Origin of the sequence: Cobetia sp. 10Alg 146, assembly GCF_029846385.1 — a bacterium.
GTDB classification, from domain to species: domain Bacteria; phylum Pseudomonadota; class Gammaproteobacteria; order Pseudomonadales; family Halomonadaceae; genus Cobetia; species Cobetia marina.
The window spans coordinates 594,822-613,116 of sequence record NZ_JARWKT010000002.1; the positions used below are offsets into that span (position 1 = coordinate 594,822).

Consider the following 18,295-nt stretch of genomic DNA (forward strand, 5'->3'; position numbering starts at 1 on the left):
GGCCCGGTTTCAGTTCAGCCCAGCCCAGTTCAGCCCAGCCCAGTTCAGCCCAGCCCAGCCCAGCCCAGTTCAGCCTAGCTCAGCCCAGCGCGATCCAGACACTCTTGAGCTGGGTATATTCCGCCAGCGAGTGATGCGACTTGTCGCGCCCGTTGCCGGACTGCTTCACGCCGCCGAAGGGCATGCTCTGATCGCCCCCCGCCCAGTTGTTGACGAAGACCTGGCCGGATTCGAGACGATGGGTCATGCGCATGATGCGGCCGATGTCCTGGCTCCAGAGCCCCGCCGCCAGTCCGAAATCACTGTCATTGGCCAGCGCCAGCGCCTCCTCTTCGGTCTCGAAACCGAAGACCGACAGCACCGGCCCGAAGATTTCCTCACGGCCGATCACCATCTCGGGCGTGACGCCATCGAAGACCACCGGACGGATGAACAGCCCCGGCCCGGCAACGTCTTCGCCGCCGGCACGCAGCACCGCCCCCTCCTCGATCCCCTTGCGGATGTAGCCCATCACGCGCTCATGCTGGGTGCTGTCGACCATCGCCCCCATGAAGCTTGTCGGGTCCAGTGGGTCGCCCGGCTGCATGCGCTCGGCAGCCGCCACCACCTTGGCGACGAAGGCGTCGCGGATCGAGTTTTCCACCAGCAGGCGAGAACCGGCGATGCAGACCTCGCCCTGGTTGTAGAAGATGGCGGCAGCGGCACTCTCCGCCACGCGATCCAGATCCGCGCAATCGGCGAACACGATGTTGGGGCTCTTGCCACCGCACTCCAGGAAGACACGCTTCAGGTTCGACTGTCCGGCATACTGCATCAGCTGCTTGCCGACGGTGGTGGAACCGGTGAAGGCCAGACACTCGACGTCCATCGACAGGGCCAGCGCACGCCCGACGGTATGCCCGAAGCCCGGCAACACCTGGAAGACGCCACTCGGGAGACCTGCCTCACGTGCGAGTGCCGCCAGACGCAGCGCTGACAGTGGTGACTTCTCCGACGGCTTGAGGATGACACTGTTGCCCGCGGCCAGCGCCGGCGCGACCTTCCAGGCCGTCATCATCAGCGGGAAGTTCCACGGCACGATGGAGGCCACCACCCCCAGCGGCTCGCGCAGCACCAGCCCCAGCACCTGCTCGCCGGTCGGCGCGACCTCGCCGTACAGCTTGTCGATGGACTCGGCCTGATGGCGGATCGAGCCGATCGCTCCCGCCACATCATCCAGCGCGCTGGTGATCGGCTTGCCCATGTCGAGGGTATCCAGCAGCGCCAGCTCATCCTGGTGTCTCTCCATCAGGTCCGCCAGCCTGAGCAGCACGCCCTTGCGCTCGACAGGCGCCATGCGCGACCAGCCCCCCCTCTTGAAGGCGGCGCGCGCATGCCGGACGGCGATCTCGGCATCGGCGCCGTCACAGCTGGCCACCTTCGCCAATCGTTCCCCAGTGGCCGGATTGAGGCACTCGAAGGTCTCGCCGCTGACCGCCGGCACGAAGTCATCATTGATGAAGGCATTGCCTTGCAGTTGCGGCGTCAGACGGGCGGCGAGCGCCTGCCAATCGGTCAATGTCCGGGGACGGCTCATGATCAGGATTCCGAAGTCAGGTAAGAGGGGGCAGGTCACACGAGAACGCAGGAGAGGCAGCCAGCGCCGTGTCATCCTGCAGCGTCTGCAGGCGCGCGGGACGCGGCTTCGTCGTCATCTTCACGACGGCTGACGAGGTGTCTCCTGAACGGATGATGCTTGCCTGGACCTGTCCCGACAGGCCGCGGCAAATCCTTCCAGAATCGCCTGATACAGCGGATGCTGACGTGGCTTCCATTCGGGATGCCATTGCACCGCCAGCGTGAAGGCTCCCGCTGCGATGATCGAGATCGCCTCCACCAGACCATCCGGAGCGACCGCTTCGACACGCAGCCCTTCGCCCAGCCGCGCGATCCCCTGCTGATGCACGGAATTGACCCGCGCCTCAGGCGCGGCGTACAACTCGGCCAGCCGTCCGCCCGGCAGGATGCTGATGCCGTGGGAGGGGGCGAACTGCACGTCGAGATCGCCCTCGGGCTCACGATGATCCCTCAAGCCGGGCACGTTCTGCACCGCCTGATGCAAACTGCCACCGAAGGCGACGTTCAGCTCCTGAAAGCCGCGACAGATACCCAGCAACGGCAGTTGCAACTCGAGCGCCAGCGGTACCCAGGCCATGGCTGACGCATCTCGTGCCGTGTCTTCATAGGTATTCTCCGGCGCGATGGCCTCGCCATACCGCGCCGGATGCACGTTGGAATAGCTGCCCGTCAGCAGCAACCCATCCAGTCGCGCCAGCAGTGCTCTGGCCGAGTCAGCCATGACGTCTTCCCATACCGGGATCACCAGTGGCTCCAGTCCGAATTCGCGCAGGGCACTGACGTACTTGTCAGTCACCATGTGCGCCGGATGGCCTTCAATCGTGCGACGGCAGGCGATCACACCCACCAGAGGGCGAGACGTCATGGGTTCTCCTTCAGGGGCCGCTCATGCACCCCGGTCATTTGGTATGTTTTATTCAACATCGATTGAACTGACATCCTTGCCAATCAGGCACGAAGGCAATCTCAAGCAAGGAGAAACCACGGGACAGAGATCGAAAGAAAGCGCCTCAGCTGATGATACTGCCTCGAGGGTGCAGCGGGTAAGCGCTGTGAATTATTTGACAACACGGGATGGCGTGGCGATATATGATGTGCCACCACCCGCTCACAGGACCCCCCATGAACAGCCTTCACGTCGATGAGGCCAGAGAGTTTCTGGACCGCCATCCGGAAATCGAGAGCATCGACCTGCTGATCAGTGATATCAGCGGCATCCAGCGCGGCAAGCGTATCCCGCGCGAGAATCTGGAAAAGGCCTACGAGCAGGGCATCAACCTGCCAGGCTCCGTCTTCGCGATCGATATCGCCGGCAACACCATCGAAGAGACCGGTCTGGGCCTGGAGACCGGGGATGGGGATCAGGTCTGCCGCCCGATCCCCGGCACCTTGATGCCAGCCCCCTGGCTGCGCGGCGGCAAGCAAGGCCAACTGTTGATGAACATGCGCGATGACAGGGACGGCCCCTTCTTCGCGGACCCCCGCAATCAGCTGCAGAAACAGGTCGATATTCTGGCCGGGATGGGGCTGACCGCCGTCGTCGCGCTGGAACTGGAGTTCTATCTCGTGGATCGTGAGCGCGATGACCTGGGCATGGTGCAGCCGCCCTGCTCTCCGCTCACGGGTGAGCGCGCCACGGAAAGCCAGCTCTACTCCATCGGAGAGCTGGATGAATATGCCGACTTTCTGGAAGAGATCCAGGATGCCGTACGCATCCAACAGCTGCCGCTGGATACCGCGCTCAAGGAGTGCGCCCCGGGTCAGTTCGAGATCAACCTGATTCATCTCGACGACGTCATGAAGGCCTGTGACAGCGCCGTCCTGCTCAAACGCCTGATCAAGGGTGTCGCCCTGCGTCATGGCTTCGACGCGACCTTCATGGCCAAGCCGTACGGTGATGAAGCCGGCAATGGCATGCATGCGCACCTGAGCCTGGTGGACCGCGATGGACACAATGTCTTCGCAGACCCCGGCGAAAATCCTCTGGGCACCGAGACCCTGCGTCACGCCATCGGCGGCCTGCTGGAACTCATGCCCGCCTCCATGGCGCTGTTTGCCCCCAACCTGAATTCCTACCGCCGTTTCCAGCAGGGCCTGTACGTACCGATGGCGCCCACCTGGGGATTCGACAACCGCTCGGTCGCCATCCGCATTCCCTCCGGCCCCAATGAGGCGCGTCGGCTGGAGCATCGGGTCGCCGGGGCTGACGTCAATCCCTACCTGCTGCTGGCGACGCTGCTGGCCTCCATCATCCATGGCATCACCCATCGGATCTCCCCGGGTGAGCCGGTGACCGGCAATGCCTATGATCAGTTCGAGCCCAGCCTGACCAACAGCTGGCCCGAGGCCCTGACGCTGCTGGAGGAAAGCGCTCCCCTCACGGCCGCTTTCAGCGAGCGCTTCCTGAATGTCTTCATTGCCGGTCGCCGGGCGGAGCGCGAGGCCGCGATGCAGATCATCAGCCGTCTGGAATACGACTGGTACCTGCGCAGCATCTGAGGCGCCTCACCCCGGACACGCTTGCGCAGTGGGAATTACGGCCGGAGCGCGCTTGCCGGCCCTGCCTTCCACTTCGAGTGCGTCAGAGGCCGAGCCTGTCGCGTGTCTGGTAGTACCAGGCTCCCACGGCAGACAGCGGCACTCGCAACAGTCGTCCCCCGGGGAACGGCAGATGCGGCAGGTTCGCGAAGGCATCGAAGCGACCCTCACGCCCCCTCATCACCTCGCTGATCAGTCGTCCGGCGAGGTGACTGCAGGTCACGCCATGCCCGGAATACCCCTGGGCGTAATAGACATTGTCATTGAGCACGCCGAACTGCGGCAGTCGATTGAGCGTCATCAGGAAGGTTCCGCTCCAGGCGTAGTCGATCCTGACACTGGCCAGCTGCGGGAAGACCTTGAGCAGCTTGGGCCGAATCAGGGACTCGATATCGGCGGGGTCTTCACCGCCGTAGTTGACACCGCCCCCGAAGAGAAGACGGTTGTCGCGAGTCAGGCGGTAGTAATCCAGCAGATAGTTGCAGTCCTCCACCGCCATGCCATTGGGCAGCAGCCCGCGCGCCACGTCATCCGCCAACGGCTCGGTGGCGATGATCTGCGTGCCGCAGGGCATCGACTTGCCCTCGAGCTCCGGCAGCACGCCGTGAAGATAGGCATTGCCCGCCATCACCACACGCTCGGCCCGGATGGCGCCAGCGGCCGTCCTGAGCACGACCGGACTGCCATGCTCGAGACTCACCAACGGGCTATGTTGGAAGATCACCCCGCCGAGGGACTCGAAGGCCGCGGCCTCGCCCAGCACCAGATTGAGCGGGTGGAGATGGCCGCCGGAGTGGTCGACCAGGGCGCCCGTATACCCTTCGGCGCTCACTTCACGCTGATAGGCATCCCCTTCCAGCAATTCGAGACTGGTATTGCCATAGCGCTCCCAGAGGGCCTTGTGCTCCTTGAGTCCCTTGAGCTGACGCGCGTTGCAGGCGGCAAAGAGGTTGCCGTCGCGCAGATCGCAGTCGATGGCATAGTCAGCGATGCGGTCCCGAATGATGCGATTGCCCTCAAAGGCCATGTCGCCCAATGCCTGCGCCGTCCGTGCGCCGAAGCGCGCCTCGATCACGTCCATGTCGCGACTGTAACTGTTGACGATCTGCCCGCCATTGCGACCCGAGGCCCCATACCCCACGCAGGCGGCCTCCAGCACCATCACCTTGAGCCCCTGCTCGGCCAGGTGCAGTGCCGCCGAGATTCCCGTGAAGCCAGCGCCGACCACGCAGACATCGCAGCTGACCTCACCGGACAACGGCGGGCGCTCGGGGGCGGCATTGGCGGAAGCGGCATACCAGGAGGCGGCAGGCTCCAGGGGGGTAGTGGCACTCATGACAGCATCCTTGTGGTAGACCAGATCAACCTGCGAACAAGACATCTTGCAGATACACACCATGAGCGCCGGACTGACGCGTCATGCCCCTCACTGACGACGACCCTTCTTCCGCCCGCCTCTTCCCCTGAACCTCGGGAGGCCACGACGGATGTCGTGGCCTCCCGGTATCCGTTGGCGTACCGCAGGGGGTCTAGACACGCAGCAGCAGGTGCTCACGCTCCCAGGAGCTGATGACCTGGAAGTATTCCCCATGCTCGGCACGCTTGACGGCCAGATAACTCTTCACGAAGCGCTCGCCGAGGATGTTGGCCAACGGCGTACAGGCATGCAGAGCATCGAGTGCCGGGCCGATATCGTCCGGCAGGGTATTGCCGCCCTCCCAGGCCGAGCCGACCACCGGAGGGCGCGGCTCGATCCGCTCCATCATTCCCAGATAACCACACGCCAGCGAAGCCGCCATCACCAGATAGGGATTGGCATCGGCGCCCGCCAGACGATTCTCGACCCGCGTACCTGCCGCGTCCGACACCGGCACCCGCAGGCCCACGGTGCGGTTGTCCAGGCCCCACTCGACATTGATGGGTGCGGAGCCGCTGGTGTCATTGCGCATCAGACGCCGATAGGAATTGACGTTGGGGGCGAAGAACGGCATCGCGGCGGGCAGATAGGTCTGCAGGCCCCCGATGAAGTGACGGAACAGCGTGCTCGGCTGACCCGACGCATCGGCAAACAGGTTATTGCCTGACTCGACATCCACCAGGCTCTGGTGAATATGCATCGAACTGCCCGGCTGATAGGCCATCGGCTTGGCCATGAAGGTCCCGTACATGCCATGTCGCAGCGCCGTCTCCCGCAGGGTGCGCTTGAACATCACCACCTGGTCGGCGAGAGAAAGAGCATCCCCATGCTCGAAATTGACCTCCATCTGCCCCGCTCCCTCTTCATGGATCAGGGTGTCGAGATCCAGCCCCATCGCCTCGCAGTAGTCATACATCTCCTCGAACAGCGGATCGAATTCATTGACCGCATCGATGGAGAAGGACTGACGGCTGCTCTCCTGCCGACCGCTGCGGCCGATGGGCGGTTCCAGCGGATAATCGGAGTCGGTGTTGGTCTTGACCAGATAGAACTCGGCCTCCGGCGCCACCACCGGCTGCCAGCCCTGTTCGGCATACAATGCCAGTATCCGTTTGAGCACATAGCGTGGCGACAGCTCAACCGGCTCACCATTCAGGTAATAGCAATCGTGGATGACCTGTGCGGTGGGATCTTCCGCCCACGGCACCAGATAGAGCGCGTTCACGTCCGGAATCAGCTGCATGTCCTGTTCGGCCGGATTCCAGAAGCGGCTGTCTTCATCATCCGGATAGCCTCCCGTGACGGTCTGGATGAACAGCGAATCCGGCAGGCGTGGCCGCCCGCCATTGAGGTACTTGCGCGCAGGCATGATCTTGCCCTTGAGAATGCCGGTCAGATCCGTGACCAGACATTCCACCTCGGTGATACCGTGAGCGGCGAACCATTCCTGCAGGATCGCGTCATCATCTTCATGACCCGGCTGCTCGTGACCCACGTGATTGACACTCATAACACCTTCCTTGAACACTGCAGGCAGCGCCTGCGGTCAATGACGAGATGCCCGCGATCGACGAGACGCCGACTCAACGGGCCTGCACTTCCGACCATAACTGCTGGAAGATCTGCAACTGCTCACCGGAGAGACTCGGCGAGAAATGCAGACGCGCCATGTCATCCTCAGAGGGCTGGATCGGTGGCTGGGTCAGCACCTCATCCAGATACGGCCTGGCGGCGGCATTGGGGCTGGCGTAGTAGTTGTAGTTGGACAACTGCGCACCGACCTTGGCGTCCAGAAGGAAGTTGATGAAGGCGTGTGCCAGCTCAGGGTGCGGCGCCTTGGCGGGAATCATCATCGAATCGACCCACTTCTCGGCACCTTCATCCGGAATCATGTACTTGATATCGGCGAAGGACTCCGGATTCTCGTCCAGATAGAACAGATAGTCGCCGTTGTAGGACAGCGCACCATGCGTGACCTTGCGTGCCAGCTGTTGCAGGGCCGGCGTGCCATCGGAGAAGCCGCTGAAGTTGTCGCGATGCTTGGTCTCGATCAGCAATCTGGCCGCCTCACGCCAGGCATCCATGCCGGTACAGTCATAGCCATGACCAAGATAGGCACAGGCCGCCCCCATGCTGACCTGGCCATCGCCCATCAGGCTGAACGGATATGAGGCATTGACGGCAGGATCAAACAGCAGTGACCAGCTCTTGGGGGCATCCTTGAACGTGCTGGCGTTGTAGACCAGCCCGGTGACTCCCCACTGATACGGGACGGTGTAATTGGCTCCCGGGTCAAAGCTCGGGTCCTTGAACTGCGCATCGACATTGGCCAGGTTGGGCACTTTCGCCTTGTCGATCTTCTGGACCAGGCCGGTGTTGATCAGGCGCGGCACGTAGTAATTGGACGGCACGATGATGTCGTATTGGGACACCCCGCCGGCATTCAGCTTGGCCAGCATTTCCGGCAGGGAGTTGTAATAATTCTCGACCACCTCGACATCGAAGGCCTCTTCAAAGGCGGTGATGATCTCCGGGTCCATGTACTGGGTCCAGTTGAAGAGATACAGCTTCTTGTCTTCAGCCTGGGCGGCGCCTGCCAGCAGCAGACTGCCGATGGCGACCGCGAGACGCAGCGTGTGAGTTGTCATTGTGATGCTCCGTTCAGTCGATGAGAGAGGTGGTGAATGCCCGCCCCCGATACTGGCATGTCTGCCTGGTCAGGGGCGGGGTACGACGAGTGACCCTCCAGCGAAATCATGAAGCGCTGCGCCGGCGTGCCAGCGCAAGACTCACGATCGCCGCCAGGGCGACCACCGCCATCATCAGGGTGGCGATGGCATTGATCTCCGGTGTCACGCCCTTGCGTATCGCGCTCCAGATGTAGATCGGCAAGGTGGCGCTCTCCGGACCTGACGTGAAGAAGCTGATCACGAAGTCATCCAGCGACAGCGTGAAGGACAGCAGGAAGCCCGAGATCAACGCCGGCTTCAGGGTCGGCAACATGAAGAACTGCACGCGCTGGCGCGGCGTGGCATAGAGGTCCTTGGCCGCCTCGAACAATGTCGGATCCAGACCGACGAAGCGTGAATAGACGATCAGCGCCACGAAGGGAATCTGGAAGGTGACATGCGCGATGATCATGGTGCCCAGCCCCGGTGACAGCAGCCCCGTCAGCGCGTGGAGCTTGACGAAGAAGGTCATTTCCGAGATCCCGAACACGATGTCCGGCAACACGATGGGCAGATAGATCAACACGATCAGCCACCCCAGCTTGCGGTGACGATGGCGATACATGCCATAGCCGATCAGCGTGCCGATCATCAGCGCCAGCAGTGACGAGACCACCGCCAGCCACAGCGAATTGCCCAGCGCCGAGAGGATCGCGTCATTGCCCAGCAGGCGCCGATACCAGCGCAGTGACACGCCGGTGAAGCTGGCGGCACTGTTGGAGGCATTGAAGGAGAACAGCATCACCACGATCAGCGGCAGATACAGAAAACCGAGCGTCAGCCACCAGAAGCCCCGCAATCCCTTGTGAAGTCCGCCGCGCGTCATATCACCACCTCTTCACCGCCACCCAGGCGCTTGCCGATGCGACGCATGGCATAGAGTCCGATGAAGGTCGCGATCAACATCAGGATCGCCCCCGCCGCCCCCAGTGGCCAGTTGGCACTGCCGGAGAACTGATTGGCGACCAGATTGCCCAGCATCATGCCCTTGCCACCGCCGAGCAGTTCCGGAATCACGTACATGCCGAACGCCGGGATCGCCACCAGCACCACCCCCGCCAGCAGCCCCGGCAACGTCTGGGGGAATACCGCATGCCAGAAAGCCTTGAGCGGCGAGGCGTAGAGATCCTGCGCCGCTTCCACCAGCGAGAGATTGAGCTTCTCGAAAGCGGCATACAGCGGCAGCACCATGAAGGGCAGGAAGTTGTAGACCAGCCCCAGCGTGACCGCGAAATTGGACGGATAGAGCCCCATGTTGGGCGCGATCATGCCCATGGCCTCGGCCAGCTCCGCCATCGGCGTGCCCGGCGCCAGCAGGTTCATCCAGCCAAAGGTGCGGATGACCTGATTGGTCCAGGACGGCACGACTACCGCCAGCAGCATGATCGGCCGCCAGCGCTGGTCTGCCTGCGATATGTGATAGGCGATCGGATACGCCACCAGCACCACCAGCACGGTGGAAAGCACGGTCTGCCACAGCGATCGCCCCAGCGTCATGAGGTTGCCCGGGCTCCAGCCGAGAAAGCCCTGACCCGCCAGCTGCGTAAACGAGGTCAGCGACAAGGGCATCTCCGGCAAGCCATAGGGGCCATTGCTCATGAAGGCCACGCTCATCAGATAGAGACTGGGCAGCACCAGGAAGATGATGATCCACAGCGCGCCGGGGGCGACCGTCAACAGCAGGTGGCGTGACTCGGCCACCACCGCGCGACTGCGTGCCGTGGGCAAGCTCCCGTGATAGGCCATCGTCATGCCTCCAGCGTGATCAGGTCTTGCGCGGCCACCACCACATCGACGTGGTCTCCCACGTCCGGCAACTGGCCGCCCCGATTGTTGACCACCACCTGCAAGGTGACACCCGCCACCTCCACGCGATATTCGGCATGGCTACCGCGGTACAGTCGCTCCTGTACTCGGCCCGGCAGATGATTTTCCAGCACGTCGTAGCGTTCGAATTCGCTGGCGGGACGCCGGCGCAGAACCAGCGTCTCGGGGCGCAGCAGCAGCAACCCGCCGCTGCCCGGTGCCTGCGCCGTCAGCATGCCCAGCGGCGTGGTCAGCCGGACGGCGTCATCGCGGCTGTCATCGCGAGCCGTGATCTCGAACAGATTGGCATGCCCCATGAAACGCGCCACGAAGGCATTGACCGGGCATTCATAGATCTCGCGCGGCGTCCCCACCTGCTGGATGCTGCCGCTGTCGAGCACCGCGATGCGGTCCGACATCACCATCGCTTCCTGCTGATCATGGGTGACGAACACGAAGGTCATGCCAAGGCGCTTCTGCAGACGCAGCAGCTCGATCTGGATCTGACTGCGCAGCCCGGCATCCAGCGCCGACAGCGGTTCATCCAGCAGCAGCACATCCGGCTCGCAGACCAGCGCCCGCGCCAGCGCCAGCGCGATACGTTGGCGCTGACCACCTGAGAGCTGGTCGACCCGGCGATCGACCAGACTCCCCAGCTTGATGAACTCGGCCATCTCGGCGACCTTTGCCTCGCGCTCGCCACTCGGCATGCCCTGCATGCGCAGACCGAAGGCGAGGTTGTCACGCACGCTGAGATGCGGGAACAACGCATAGGACTGGAAGACCGTATTGACGCTGCGCTGATGCGGCGGCACGTCGGTGACATCGCGCCCGCCGATCACCACCTGCCCCGCATCCAATGCCTCCAGCCCCGCCAGAATGCGCAGAAGCGTCGTCTTGCCACACCCGGAAGGCCCCAATAGCGTGAAGAACTCGCCGGGCTGAATGGCGAGATCCACACCATCAAGCGCCGCCACCTCGTTGCCGAAGCGCTTGTGCAGCCCCTTGAGCTGAATGGATGACGCGGCACGGCACTGGAACCGGGGCTGGCCAGCCTCCGACGACTCTCTCGTGTCTCGCTCAGGCGCCATACCCTCGTTGCTGTCCACTGCGCTCATCGCGCCTCCCTTGCGATTACTCACCAGTCGTGTCCCGCTCATGGGCTGTCGGGATGATCAACGATGTCAAATGTGCAGCACCTTCATCATGGCTTCGGCCTAGAGCCGATCACGCAGCGTGTAGAAGCTGGTCGCCAGGACCAGCAGAGGAGTTCGCAACCAGTGTCCACCCGGGAAGGCGCGGTGGGGCATGGCGGCAAAGACATCGAAACGTTCCGCCTGGCCGGCAATCGTCTCGGCGATCAATTTGCCCGCCAGCCCTGCAAGCGACATGCCATGTCCCGAGTACCCCTGGGCGTAATAGACATTCGGGACAAGACGCCCGAAGTCCGGTGCCCGATTCATGGTGATGGCCACGTCACCGCCCCAGCGGTAATCGATCCCCACCCCGTCAAGCGCCGGAAACAGACGGCGAATCTTGCCGTCCATGCGCGTCTTGAGGTGGCGCGGCTCTCGTCCGGTATAGCTCACCTCCCCCCCGTAGAGCAGGCGCCTGTCAGCAGAGAGACGGTAGTAATCGAGCACGAAGTTGGCATCGGAAAGGGCATCATTGCCCGGCAACACCTGCGCGACCTGTGCTTCGCTGAGCGGTTCGGTGGCCACGATATAATTGGCGACGCGCATGATGCGCTCATCCAGCCGCGGGACCAGGCCATCGAGATAGGCGTTGGTCGCCACCACCACGAACTCGGCACTCACGCTGCCCTGCGCGGTATGCACACGCGCACGCCCTGCCTGCCCACCGGAGCCATTGGCGACGATGCCACTGCCACTTCGGCCATGCTCGAGCTTGAGCACAGGACTCTGTTCACAGATCGTGACCCCTGCCCGCTGAGCAGCACGCGCAAGGCCGAGGGTGTAATTCAGCGGATGCAGATGGCCACCCTCTCCATCATGCAGCGCCCCGGGATAGGCATCGGTGACGACTCGCGCTCGCAGGGCATCCCCCTGCAACCACTGCAATGCATGGTAGTCATGATCGCGTGCCATGCGCGCCTGAAATTCCTGCAATTCGCGCACATGTCGCGGCTTGACGGCAGCATGCAGATAGCCGCGGGTATAATCACAGGGGATCCGGTGCTTCTCGATCAGTGCGGTGGTGAGACGAACCGACTCGCGACTCATCTCCCAGATGGCATGCGCCTGCTCACGGCCGAGAGCCTTCTCGACCGTGGCGATGTCGGTGCCAAGTCCCGGCAGGATCTGACCGCCACTGCGTCCCGAAGCCCCGAAGCCGATGCCGCGCGCCTCCAGCAGGATGACCGAATAGCCACGCTCAGCGAGATGCAGAGCCGCTGAGCAGCCGGTGATACCGCCGCCGATCACGCAGACATCAGCGCGCCGTTCCCCGGCCACCGGTGGACAGGGTGCAAGCGTCACACGCTGACTGGCCCGGTAGTAGGAGCGGATGTCATCACGCCCACGCTGCGCTTCCTGGCGGTCTCGCCGCGGCTCGTCTGTCGCGCCTGATCTGCAACCGACCATGCCCCTCCTTACCCGCCACTGTTGAGTTTATTCACCGACCCGGGGAATATTTGCGTTATTTACCACACGTCAACGGCAAATACTGCATATTGATTGCCCCGCGAGGTATAAATTTTCAACACGTACCGCCTTACCCCCCTTTGACGCCCCACAATGGCGCACGCCCCTGAGGTCATCAGCGTCAGGCTTTTGAGATCAGAAAAGCAAAAGCCCCGCAGCCTGAGAGGCTGCGGGGCTTGGTGACAGACCCTCCACGCATTGGCGAAAAGGGTGCTCGGGGAGTGCTCCACTCATGTCATGTCGAGCGACGACATACCGGACAGGCGGGGTCACGCTTGAGCCCCATGCGTCGCCACTCACCGGTCAGGCCATCGAAGGTGGCGAGCCCTCGATGCACATGCCCGGCACCACTGATCAGCTTGAGCGCTTCCAGCGCCTGGAAGGCCCCGATGATGCCGACCAACGGCGCGATGACCCCGCTCTCGGCACAGGTCAGCTCTTCATCGCCCTGCTCTTCCGGCGAATACAGGCAGCCGTAACACGGCGCATCTGCCTCACGGCGATCAAACACCGCCAGCTGACCGGAGAAACGAATCGCGGCACCTGACACCAGCGGCGTGCCTGCCGCCACGCAGGCGGCGTTGATCGGGAAGCGCGAACTGAAACGGTCAGTACAATCGAGCACCACGTCCGCGGCGGCGACCTGCTCGGCCAGCGCCTCGCCCTGAAGACGTTCGGACAGGGCGATCACCTCGGTGTCGGGATTGATCGCCGACACCGAGCTGGCGAGCGAGCGCGCCTTGGGCTGGTCGATGTCCGCCTCTCCGTGGGCGATCTGACGTTGCAGATTGGAGAGCTCGACATGGTCATCATCGGCCAGCACCAGCGTGCCGACACCGGCTGCCGCCAGATAGAGCGCCGCCGGGCACCCCAGGCCGCCAGCCCCGATCACCAGCACCCGCGCGGCCAGCAATCGTTGCTGACCCGCGATATCGACCTGAGGGAGCAATATCTGACGCGAATAGCGCAGCAGTTGCGAATCTTGCATGGAAGGTGAGCCGTCTGTCTGTGAATGAAGTGAGTGCTTTGGCCGGCCGCCGGGACTGAGCTCTAAACCCTGAGCCCTGCCGCTGGCATCAGGGGCTCGTCACTTGGCGTCGAGATCCTCGATGTCCGGCACATGCAGCGAGAACTGCTCCTTGACCTCTTCCATCACCACATAGCTCTTGGATTCCTTGACCCCGGGCAGCGTCAGCACCACATCCCCGAGCAACTGCCGATAGGCGGACATTTCCGGAATCCGGCACTTGAGGATGTAATCGAACTGCCCCGAGACCAGATGACACTCCTGGATCTGCGGCAGCTTGGAGACGGCACGGCGGAATTCATCGAAGACGGAGGGTGACTGGGTCTCGAGGCTGATCTCGACGAAGACCAGCAGGTTGGCCTTGAGCGCCTTGGGGTCCAGCACGGCCTTGTAGCCGCGGATGATGCCGGCACGCTCGAGGCGTTTGACTCGCTCCAGACAGGGAGTGGTGGAGAGTCCCACCTCGGAGGCGAGGTCGACATAGGAAATGCGCGCATTTTCTTGCAGGCAGCGCAGGATCTTGAGGTCAATGCGGTCCAGAGAACGTGATTTCGCTTTCATTATAATAGTTTTCCCAGCAGGGTGACTTGCAGCAGGATCATCCTTACTCCTGTCTTTCGTGCAGTCAGGCAACCCGAGAACGCGGGGGTAATCAGGCGACCTTTCCAGTCATGCATCGCTTATTACTACCATACCCGCCCGACAGGAGATACGCCCGCACAGGCAGGCCTGCGACGAGGATTCCACGCAGGCTCCACTGAAAGCAGGGGTTTCCTCTGGCAAGTCCGGGCCGGCCTGCATTCCCGCCCGCCGGGGAGGCGTCAGCCAATGCGCCCCAGCGTGATGCGCTCTCGCCCACCGAGGTCTTCCAGCGTTTCCACTTCCAGAAAACCACCGGCGCGCAGCGCCTCGCGCACTTCCTTGCCCTGGGCCAGGCCATGCTCGAGCATGAGATGACCGCCCGCGGCCAGATGGCGGGGCGCAGCCTCGATCAGATGCAGGAAGTCTGCCAGCCCCTGCTGGCGCGCCACCAGTGCCGAGCGCGGCTCGAAACGCACGTCACCCAGTGCCAGGTGCGGGTCATCATCGGCCAGGTAAGGCGGATTGGCGGTCACCAGCGCAAAGCCGGTCTCGGGAACGGCGGAGAACCAGTCACTGCGCCGGAATTCGACGTTGGGAATCGCGAGATGCTCGGCATTGTCACGCGCAAGCTGCACGGCCTCCTCGATGAGGTCCACCCCCAGCACCTGCCACTGCGGACGATGACGAGCGAAGGCCAGCGCGATGGCGCCGGTGCCGGTGCCGAGATCCAGCAGCGTGCCTTCGGGCGCCTCGGCCAGCTCCAGCGCGCACTCCACCATCACTTCGGTATCCGGGCGCGGAATCAAGGTGGCAGGAGAGCAGCGCAGCATCAGGCCATAGAACTCACGGCGGCCAAGCAGGTGGGCGACGGGGTGTCCTTCGGCTCGGCGTGCCAGCAGCGCCTCGAAGCGTGCCACGCCCTCGGCGCCTGCTTCCGTCTCGAGATCGCGATCCCCCCAGGTATAGAACCAGGTGCGATCGCGCCCCATCACCTCTCCCAGCAGCAGCTCGGCATCCAGACGCGGAGACTCGCTGCCCGACTCACTCAGACGGGCAGCCGCGGCTGCCAACGTGACATCGATTCTCACCTCATTGCTCCTGCAGTGCCGTCAGCTGGTCTGCCTGATATTCGACGACCAGCGGCTCGATCACCTCGTCCAGCTGACCGGCGATCACTTCATTGAGCTTGTAGAGCGTCAGATTGATGCGGTGATCGGTCAGACGCCCCTGGGGGAAGTTGTAGGTGCGGATGCGCTCGGAGCGATCACCGGAGCCCACCAGCTTGCGACGGGCATCGGAAGTCGCCTGTGCCTGGCTGTCCACCGCGGCCTGCTTGAGTCGCGCTGCCAGCAACGACATGGCGCGCGCACGGTTCTTGTGCTGACTGCGCTCGTCCTGGCACTCCACGACCACACCGGTGGGCAGGTGGGTGATGCGAATCGCCGAATCGGTGGTGTTGACGTGCTGCCCCCCGGCCCCGGAACTGCGGTAGGTATCCACTCGCAGGTCGGCCGGATTGATGTCGATGTCCCCGACCTCATCGGCCTCAGGCATCACCGCCACGGTACAGGCGGACGTATGGATGCGGCCCTGGGATTCCGTGGCAGGCACGCGCTGCACGCGGTGCGCACCGGATTCGAACTTGAGGCGCGAGTAGACCCCCTCGCCCTTGACGCGGGCGATGACTTCCTTGAAACCACCATGCTCACCGTGGCTTGCGCTGACGGTCTCGACCTTCCAGCCCTTGAGCTCGGCGTAGCGGGAATACATCTTGAACAGGTCCCCCGCGAACAGCGCCGCCTCGTCACCGCCGGTGCCGGCACGCACTTCGAGGAAGACGTTGGCCCCATCATCCGGGTCCCGCGGGATCAACAGCTGGGTAATCTCTGCCTCCAGCACGTCAAGCGCTGCATCGCTCTCGCGGACTTCCTCACGTGCCATCTCGCGCATCTCGGCGTCGCTGTCATCGCACATGCCGAGGGCGGCCTCGCGATCTTCCTTCAAGGCGCGATGGCGCTGCCATGCCTCGATCAATGGCTCAAGCTCGGCATACTCCCGCGACAGGTCACGGAAGCGGGCCTGATCCCCGATCACTTCAGGCTCCGACAGCAAGGCGGAGATCTCCTCGAAGCGGTCATGGAAGGTGTCGAGCTTGGTGATGAGGCTGTCTTTCATGAAGGGTCCTGTGATGAATCAACCGGCGCGAGCAGCAGCTCCTGCGCCGTCTGAAGAATATCCTGTCGATCGTCGCCTGACGCCTGACGCAGCGCCAGGGTCGGGTGATGCATGAAGCGGTTGGCCAACTGACGGGCCAGTTGCGCCACGACTTCCTGCGGGTCACGGCCCTGATCAAGCTCGGCCAGCGCCTGTGCCTCGCACTCTGCACGCAGTTGCTCGCCGTGGCTACGATAACGCTTGATGACTTCTCCGCCACTGCGCACACGCTTGCGGTGCTGCCAGGCACTGACACCCTGCCGGATCAGCTCTTCGGCCTGGGCAGCCGCCAGCTGGCGATGACGACGGTTCTCCTCGATGACTTCCTGCAGATCATCCACGGTATAAAGGAAGACATCATCGAGATCCCCGACCTGCGGCTCGATATCGCGCGGCACGGCGATATCGACCATGAAGACCGGCTTGTAACGGCGTTTCTTGAGCGCACGCTCCACCATGCCCTTGCCGAGGATCGGCAGCTGAGCGGCGGTGGAGGCTATCACGATATCGGCATTCTCGAGGGCATGCGGAATGCCTTCCAAGCCGATGGCGGTCCCGCCCAGCTCATCGGCCAGCGACTGGGCGCGCGACACGGTACGGTTGGCGATGCACAGGTTGGCGATGCCCGCTTCCTTGAGGTGGCGCGCCACCAGCTCGATGGTGTCTCCCGCCCCGATGAGCAGCGCATTGGCTCGCGAGAAGTCATCGAAGATATGACTCGCCATGCTGACCGCGGCATAGGCCACCGAGACGGGGTTCTCACCGATTCCCGTCTCGGTACGCACCTGCTTGGCGACCTGGAAGATATGCTGGAAGAGCTGCTCCAGTTCCCCCCCGAGACCGACGGTACCGCGGGCGAACTGATAGGCATCCTTGAGCTGACCGAGAATCTGCGGCTCGCCCAGCACCATGGAGTCCAGGCCGACCGCCACGCGAATCAGGTGGCGGACCGCCTCCTCACCGAGATGTTGATAGCTGCAGCGCTCAAGCTCTTCAGCCGGCAGGCCATGGTATCGGCTCAACCATGCGAGAACCGAGCGCGCACCGTCCTCGGTCACACAGTAGAGTTCCGTGCGATTGCAGGTCGAGAGCACCGCCGCCTCGGAAACTTCCGGCAGACGCTTCAGCTCGGCCAGCGCAGCCTCGAGCTGTGTCGGCGTGAAGGCAACGCGCTCGCGGACATCGACGGCGGCGGTGCGATGATTGATGCCAAGGGCAAGAAGGGTCATGGAGTCAGTCAGTCGTCAGGGTCTGGCCGGCAGGGCTCGCATCGAGGACAGGCGGCTGTCGCTTGGAAAACCTCCGCAATGAAGGGGCCGGCACCTGGCCACCTGCTTGCAGATCTCGTTTGTCAAAGCGGCTGAAATCGTAAAATTAGCGTGCTCATTCTATCACAGCGCCTACATCACGCGAGCCTGCAGGGCGCGGCCAGCGATGAGGAATTTCCATGGGCTTGGCAGTCTGATGCTATCACCTCCCGTCCGCCATGTTGATTCAGGAAAACGCCGAGCGGACAGGCGCTGCCCTTGCCTCCATGACAGGCACCGTCGATGCTATCCCCGTCCGCCTTCAGCCGTTATGCTGGAGCGATCAATATCCCCAGGGTGTGCTGCTGAGGCCGAGCGCAGGTCGGGCCGGAATTTCCAGCAGGCACACGCTGCCAGGCCACCTTTTACGGGTTTCATGACGGCGTGGGCGCGAC

15 protein-coding genes are annotated in these 18,295 nt (G+C 63.2%); 1 reads left to right on the forward strand and 14 read right to left on the reverse strand.

The window, feature by feature from the left end:
* Positions 1-79: 79 nt before the first annotated feature.
* Entirely contained in the window at positions 80-1,576 is a 1,497-nt protein-coding gene (locus QD172_RS05555; RefSeq protein ID WP_279855193.1) for an aldehyde dehydrogenase, read from the reverse strand.
* Between the two features lie 120 nt (positions 1,577-1,696).
* Positions 1,697-2,482, reverse strand: a complete 786-nt coding sequence (locus QD172_RS05560; RefSeq protein ID WP_084209234.1) for a gamma-glutamyl-gamma-aminobutyrate hydrolase family protein — start codon at positions 2,480-2,482, stop codon at positions 1,697-1,699.
* Between the two features lie 257 nt (positions 2,483-2,739).
* Here QD172_RS05560 and QD172_RS05565 point away from each other — a divergent pair, with 257 nt between their 5' ends.
* The gene (locus QD172_RS05565) at positions 2,740-4,116 is read left to right on the forward strand and encodes a glutamine synthetase family protein (RefSeq protein ID WP_279855194.1); all 1,377 of its coding nucleotides are present in this window, start codon (positions 2,740-2,742) and stop codon (positions 4,114-4,116) included.
* Positions 4,117-4,198: 82 nt separating this feature from the next.
* Here the strand turns inward: QD172_RS05565 and QD172_RS05570 are convergent, their stop codons facing one another.
* From QD172_RS05570 to hemA, 12 genes are all read right to left on the reverse strand, one after another.
* Complete coding sequence (locus QD172_RS05570) at positions 4,199-5,491, reverse strand: FAD-binding oxidoreductase (RefSeq protein WP_279855195.1); 1,293 nt, start codon at positions 5,489-5,491, stop codon at positions 4,199-4,201.
* A gap of 193 nt (positions 5,492-5,684) precedes the next feature.
* Entirely contained in the window at positions 5,685-7,082 is a 1,398-nt protein-coding gene (locus QD172_RS05575; protein WP_077371526.1) for a glutamine synthetase family protein, read from the reverse strand.
* A 73-nt stretch (positions 7,083-7,155) separates the two neighbouring features.
* The gene (locus tag QD172_RS05580; RefSeq protein WP_279855196.1) at positions 7,156-8,220 is read right to left on the reverse strand and encodes a spermidine/putrescine ABC transporter substrate-binding protein; all 1,065 of its coding nucleotides are present in this window, start codon (positions 8,218-8,220) and stop codon (positions 7,156-7,158) included.
* A gap of 106 nt (positions 8,221-8,326) precedes the next feature.
* Positions 8,327-9,127 (reverse strand): ABC transporter permease, encoded by an 801-nt coding sequence (locus QD172_RS05585; protein WP_279855197.1) that lies wholly within the window; start codon positions 9,125-9,127, stop codon positions 8,327-8,329.
* Positions 9,124-10,047, reverse strand: coding sequence for an ABC transporter permease (locus QD172_RS05590; RefSeq protein ID WP_279855198.1), 924 nt, complete (start codon positions 10,045-10,047; stop codon positions 9,124-9,126). Before QD172_RS05590 ends, QD172_RS05585 begins: the two co-directional genes overlap by 4 nt.
* Before the next feature lie 2 nt (positions 10,048-10,049).
* Positions 10,050-11,225: an ABC transporter ATP-binding protein gene (locus QD172_RS05595; RefSeq protein ID WP_279855199.1), complete on the reverse strand. Its 1,176-nt coding sequence runs from the start codon at positions 11,223-11,225 to the stop codon at positions 10,050-10,052.
* A gap of 99 nt (positions 11,226-11,324) precedes the next feature.
* A complete protein-coding gene (locus QD172_RS05600) occupies positions 11,325-12,710 on the reverse strand; it encodes an FAD-binding oxidoreductase (protein ID WP_279855200.1) in 1,386 nt (461 codons plus the stop codon).
* 295 nt (positions 12,711-13,005) lie between these two features.
* Positions 13,006-13,758, reverse strand: coding sequence for a molybdopterin-synthase adenylyltransferase MoeB (moeB, locus tag QD172_RS05605; RefSeq protein ID WP_176492871.1), 753 nt, complete (start codon positions 13,756-13,758; stop codon positions 13,006-13,008).
* A 99-nt stretch (positions 13,759-13,857) separates the two neighbouring features.
* Positions 13,858-14,358, reverse strand: a complete 501-nt coding sequence (locus tag QD172_RS05610; protein WP_077371505.1) for an Lrp/AsnC ligand binding domain-containing protein — start codon at positions 14,356-14,358, stop codon at positions 13,858-13,860.
* A 260-nt stretch (positions 14,359-14,618) separates the two neighbouring features.
* Positions 14,619-15,467, reverse strand: coding sequence for a peptide chain release factor N(5)-glutamine methyltransferase (prmC, locus tag QD172_RS05615; RefSeq protein WP_084209243.1), 849 nt, complete (start codon positions 15,465-15,467; stop codon positions 14,619-14,621).
* 1 nt (position 15,468) lies between these two features.
* A complete protein-coding gene (gene prfA / locus QD172_RS05620; protein WP_077371499.1) occupies positions 15,469-16,554 on the reverse strand; it encodes a peptide chain release factor 1 in 1,086 nt (361 codons plus the stop codon).
* Positions 16,551-17,822 (reverse strand): glutamyl-tRNA reductase, encoded by a 1,272-nt coding sequence (hemA, locus tag QD172_RS05625; protein ID WP_084209244.1) that lies wholly within the window; start codon positions 17,820-17,822, stop codon positions 16,551-16,553. Before hemA ends, prfA begins: the two co-directional genes overlap by 4 nt.
* Positions 17,823-18,295: the final 473 nt, after the last annotated feature.

Bases quoted from the DNA above. Each gene is read 5' to 3' on its own strand.
- QD172_RS05555 (WP_279855193.1), bottom strand. From the start codon at position 1,576: ATGAGCCGTCCCCGGACATTGACCGATTGGCAGGCGCTCGCCGCCCGT.
- QD172_RS05560 (WP_084209234.1), bottom strand. From the start codon at position 2,482: ATGACGTCTCGCCCTCTGGTGGGTGTGATCGCCTGCCGTCGCACGATT.
- QD172_RS05565 (WP_279855194.1), top strand. From the start codon at position 2,740: ATGAACAGCCTTCACGTCGATGAGGCCAGAGAGTTTCTGGACCGCCAT.
- QD172_RS05570 (WP_279855195.1), bottom strand. From the start codon at position 5,491: ATGAGTGCCACTACCCCCCTGGAGCCTGCCGCCTCCTGGTATGCCGCT.
- QD172_RS05575 (WP_077371526.1), bottom strand. From the start codon at position 7,082: ATGAGTGTCAATCACGTGGGTCACGAGCAGCCGGGTCATGAAGATGAT.
- QD172_RS05580 (WP_279855196.1), bottom strand. From the start codon at position 8,220: ATGACAACTCACACGCTGCGTCTCGCGGTCGCCATCGGCAGTCTGCTG.
- QD172_RS05585 (WP_279855197.1), bottom strand. From the start codon at position 9,127: ATGACGCGCGGCGGACTTCACAAGGGATTGCGGGGCTTCTGGTGGCTG.
- QD172_RS05590 (WP_279855198.1), bottom strand. From the start codon at position 10,047: ATGGCCTATCACGGGAGCTTGCCCACGGCACGCAGTCGCGCGGTGGTG.
- QD172_RS05595 (WP_279855199.1), bottom strand. From the start codon at position 11,225: ATGAGCGCAGTGGACAGCAACGAGGGTATGGCGCCTGAGCGAGACACG.
- QD172_RS05600 (WP_279855200.1), bottom strand. From the start codon at position 12,710: ATGGTCGGTTGCAGATCAGGCGCGACAGACGAGCCGCGGCGAGACCGC.
- moeB (WP_176492871.1), bottom strand. From the start codon at position 13,758: ATGCAAGATTCGCAACTGCTGCGCTATTCGCGTCAGATATTGCTCCCT.
- QD172_RS05610 (WP_077371505.1), bottom strand. From the start codon at position 14,358: ATGAAAGCGAAATCACGTTCTCTGGACCGCATTGACCTCAAGATCCTG.
- prfA (WP_077371499.1), bottom strand. From the start codon at position 16,554: ATGAAAGACAGCCTCATCACCAAGCTCGACACCTTCCATGACCGCTTC.
- hemA (WP_084209244.1), bottom strand. From the start codon at position 17,822: ATGACCCTTCTTGCCCTTGGCATCAATCATCGCACCGCCGCCGTCGAT.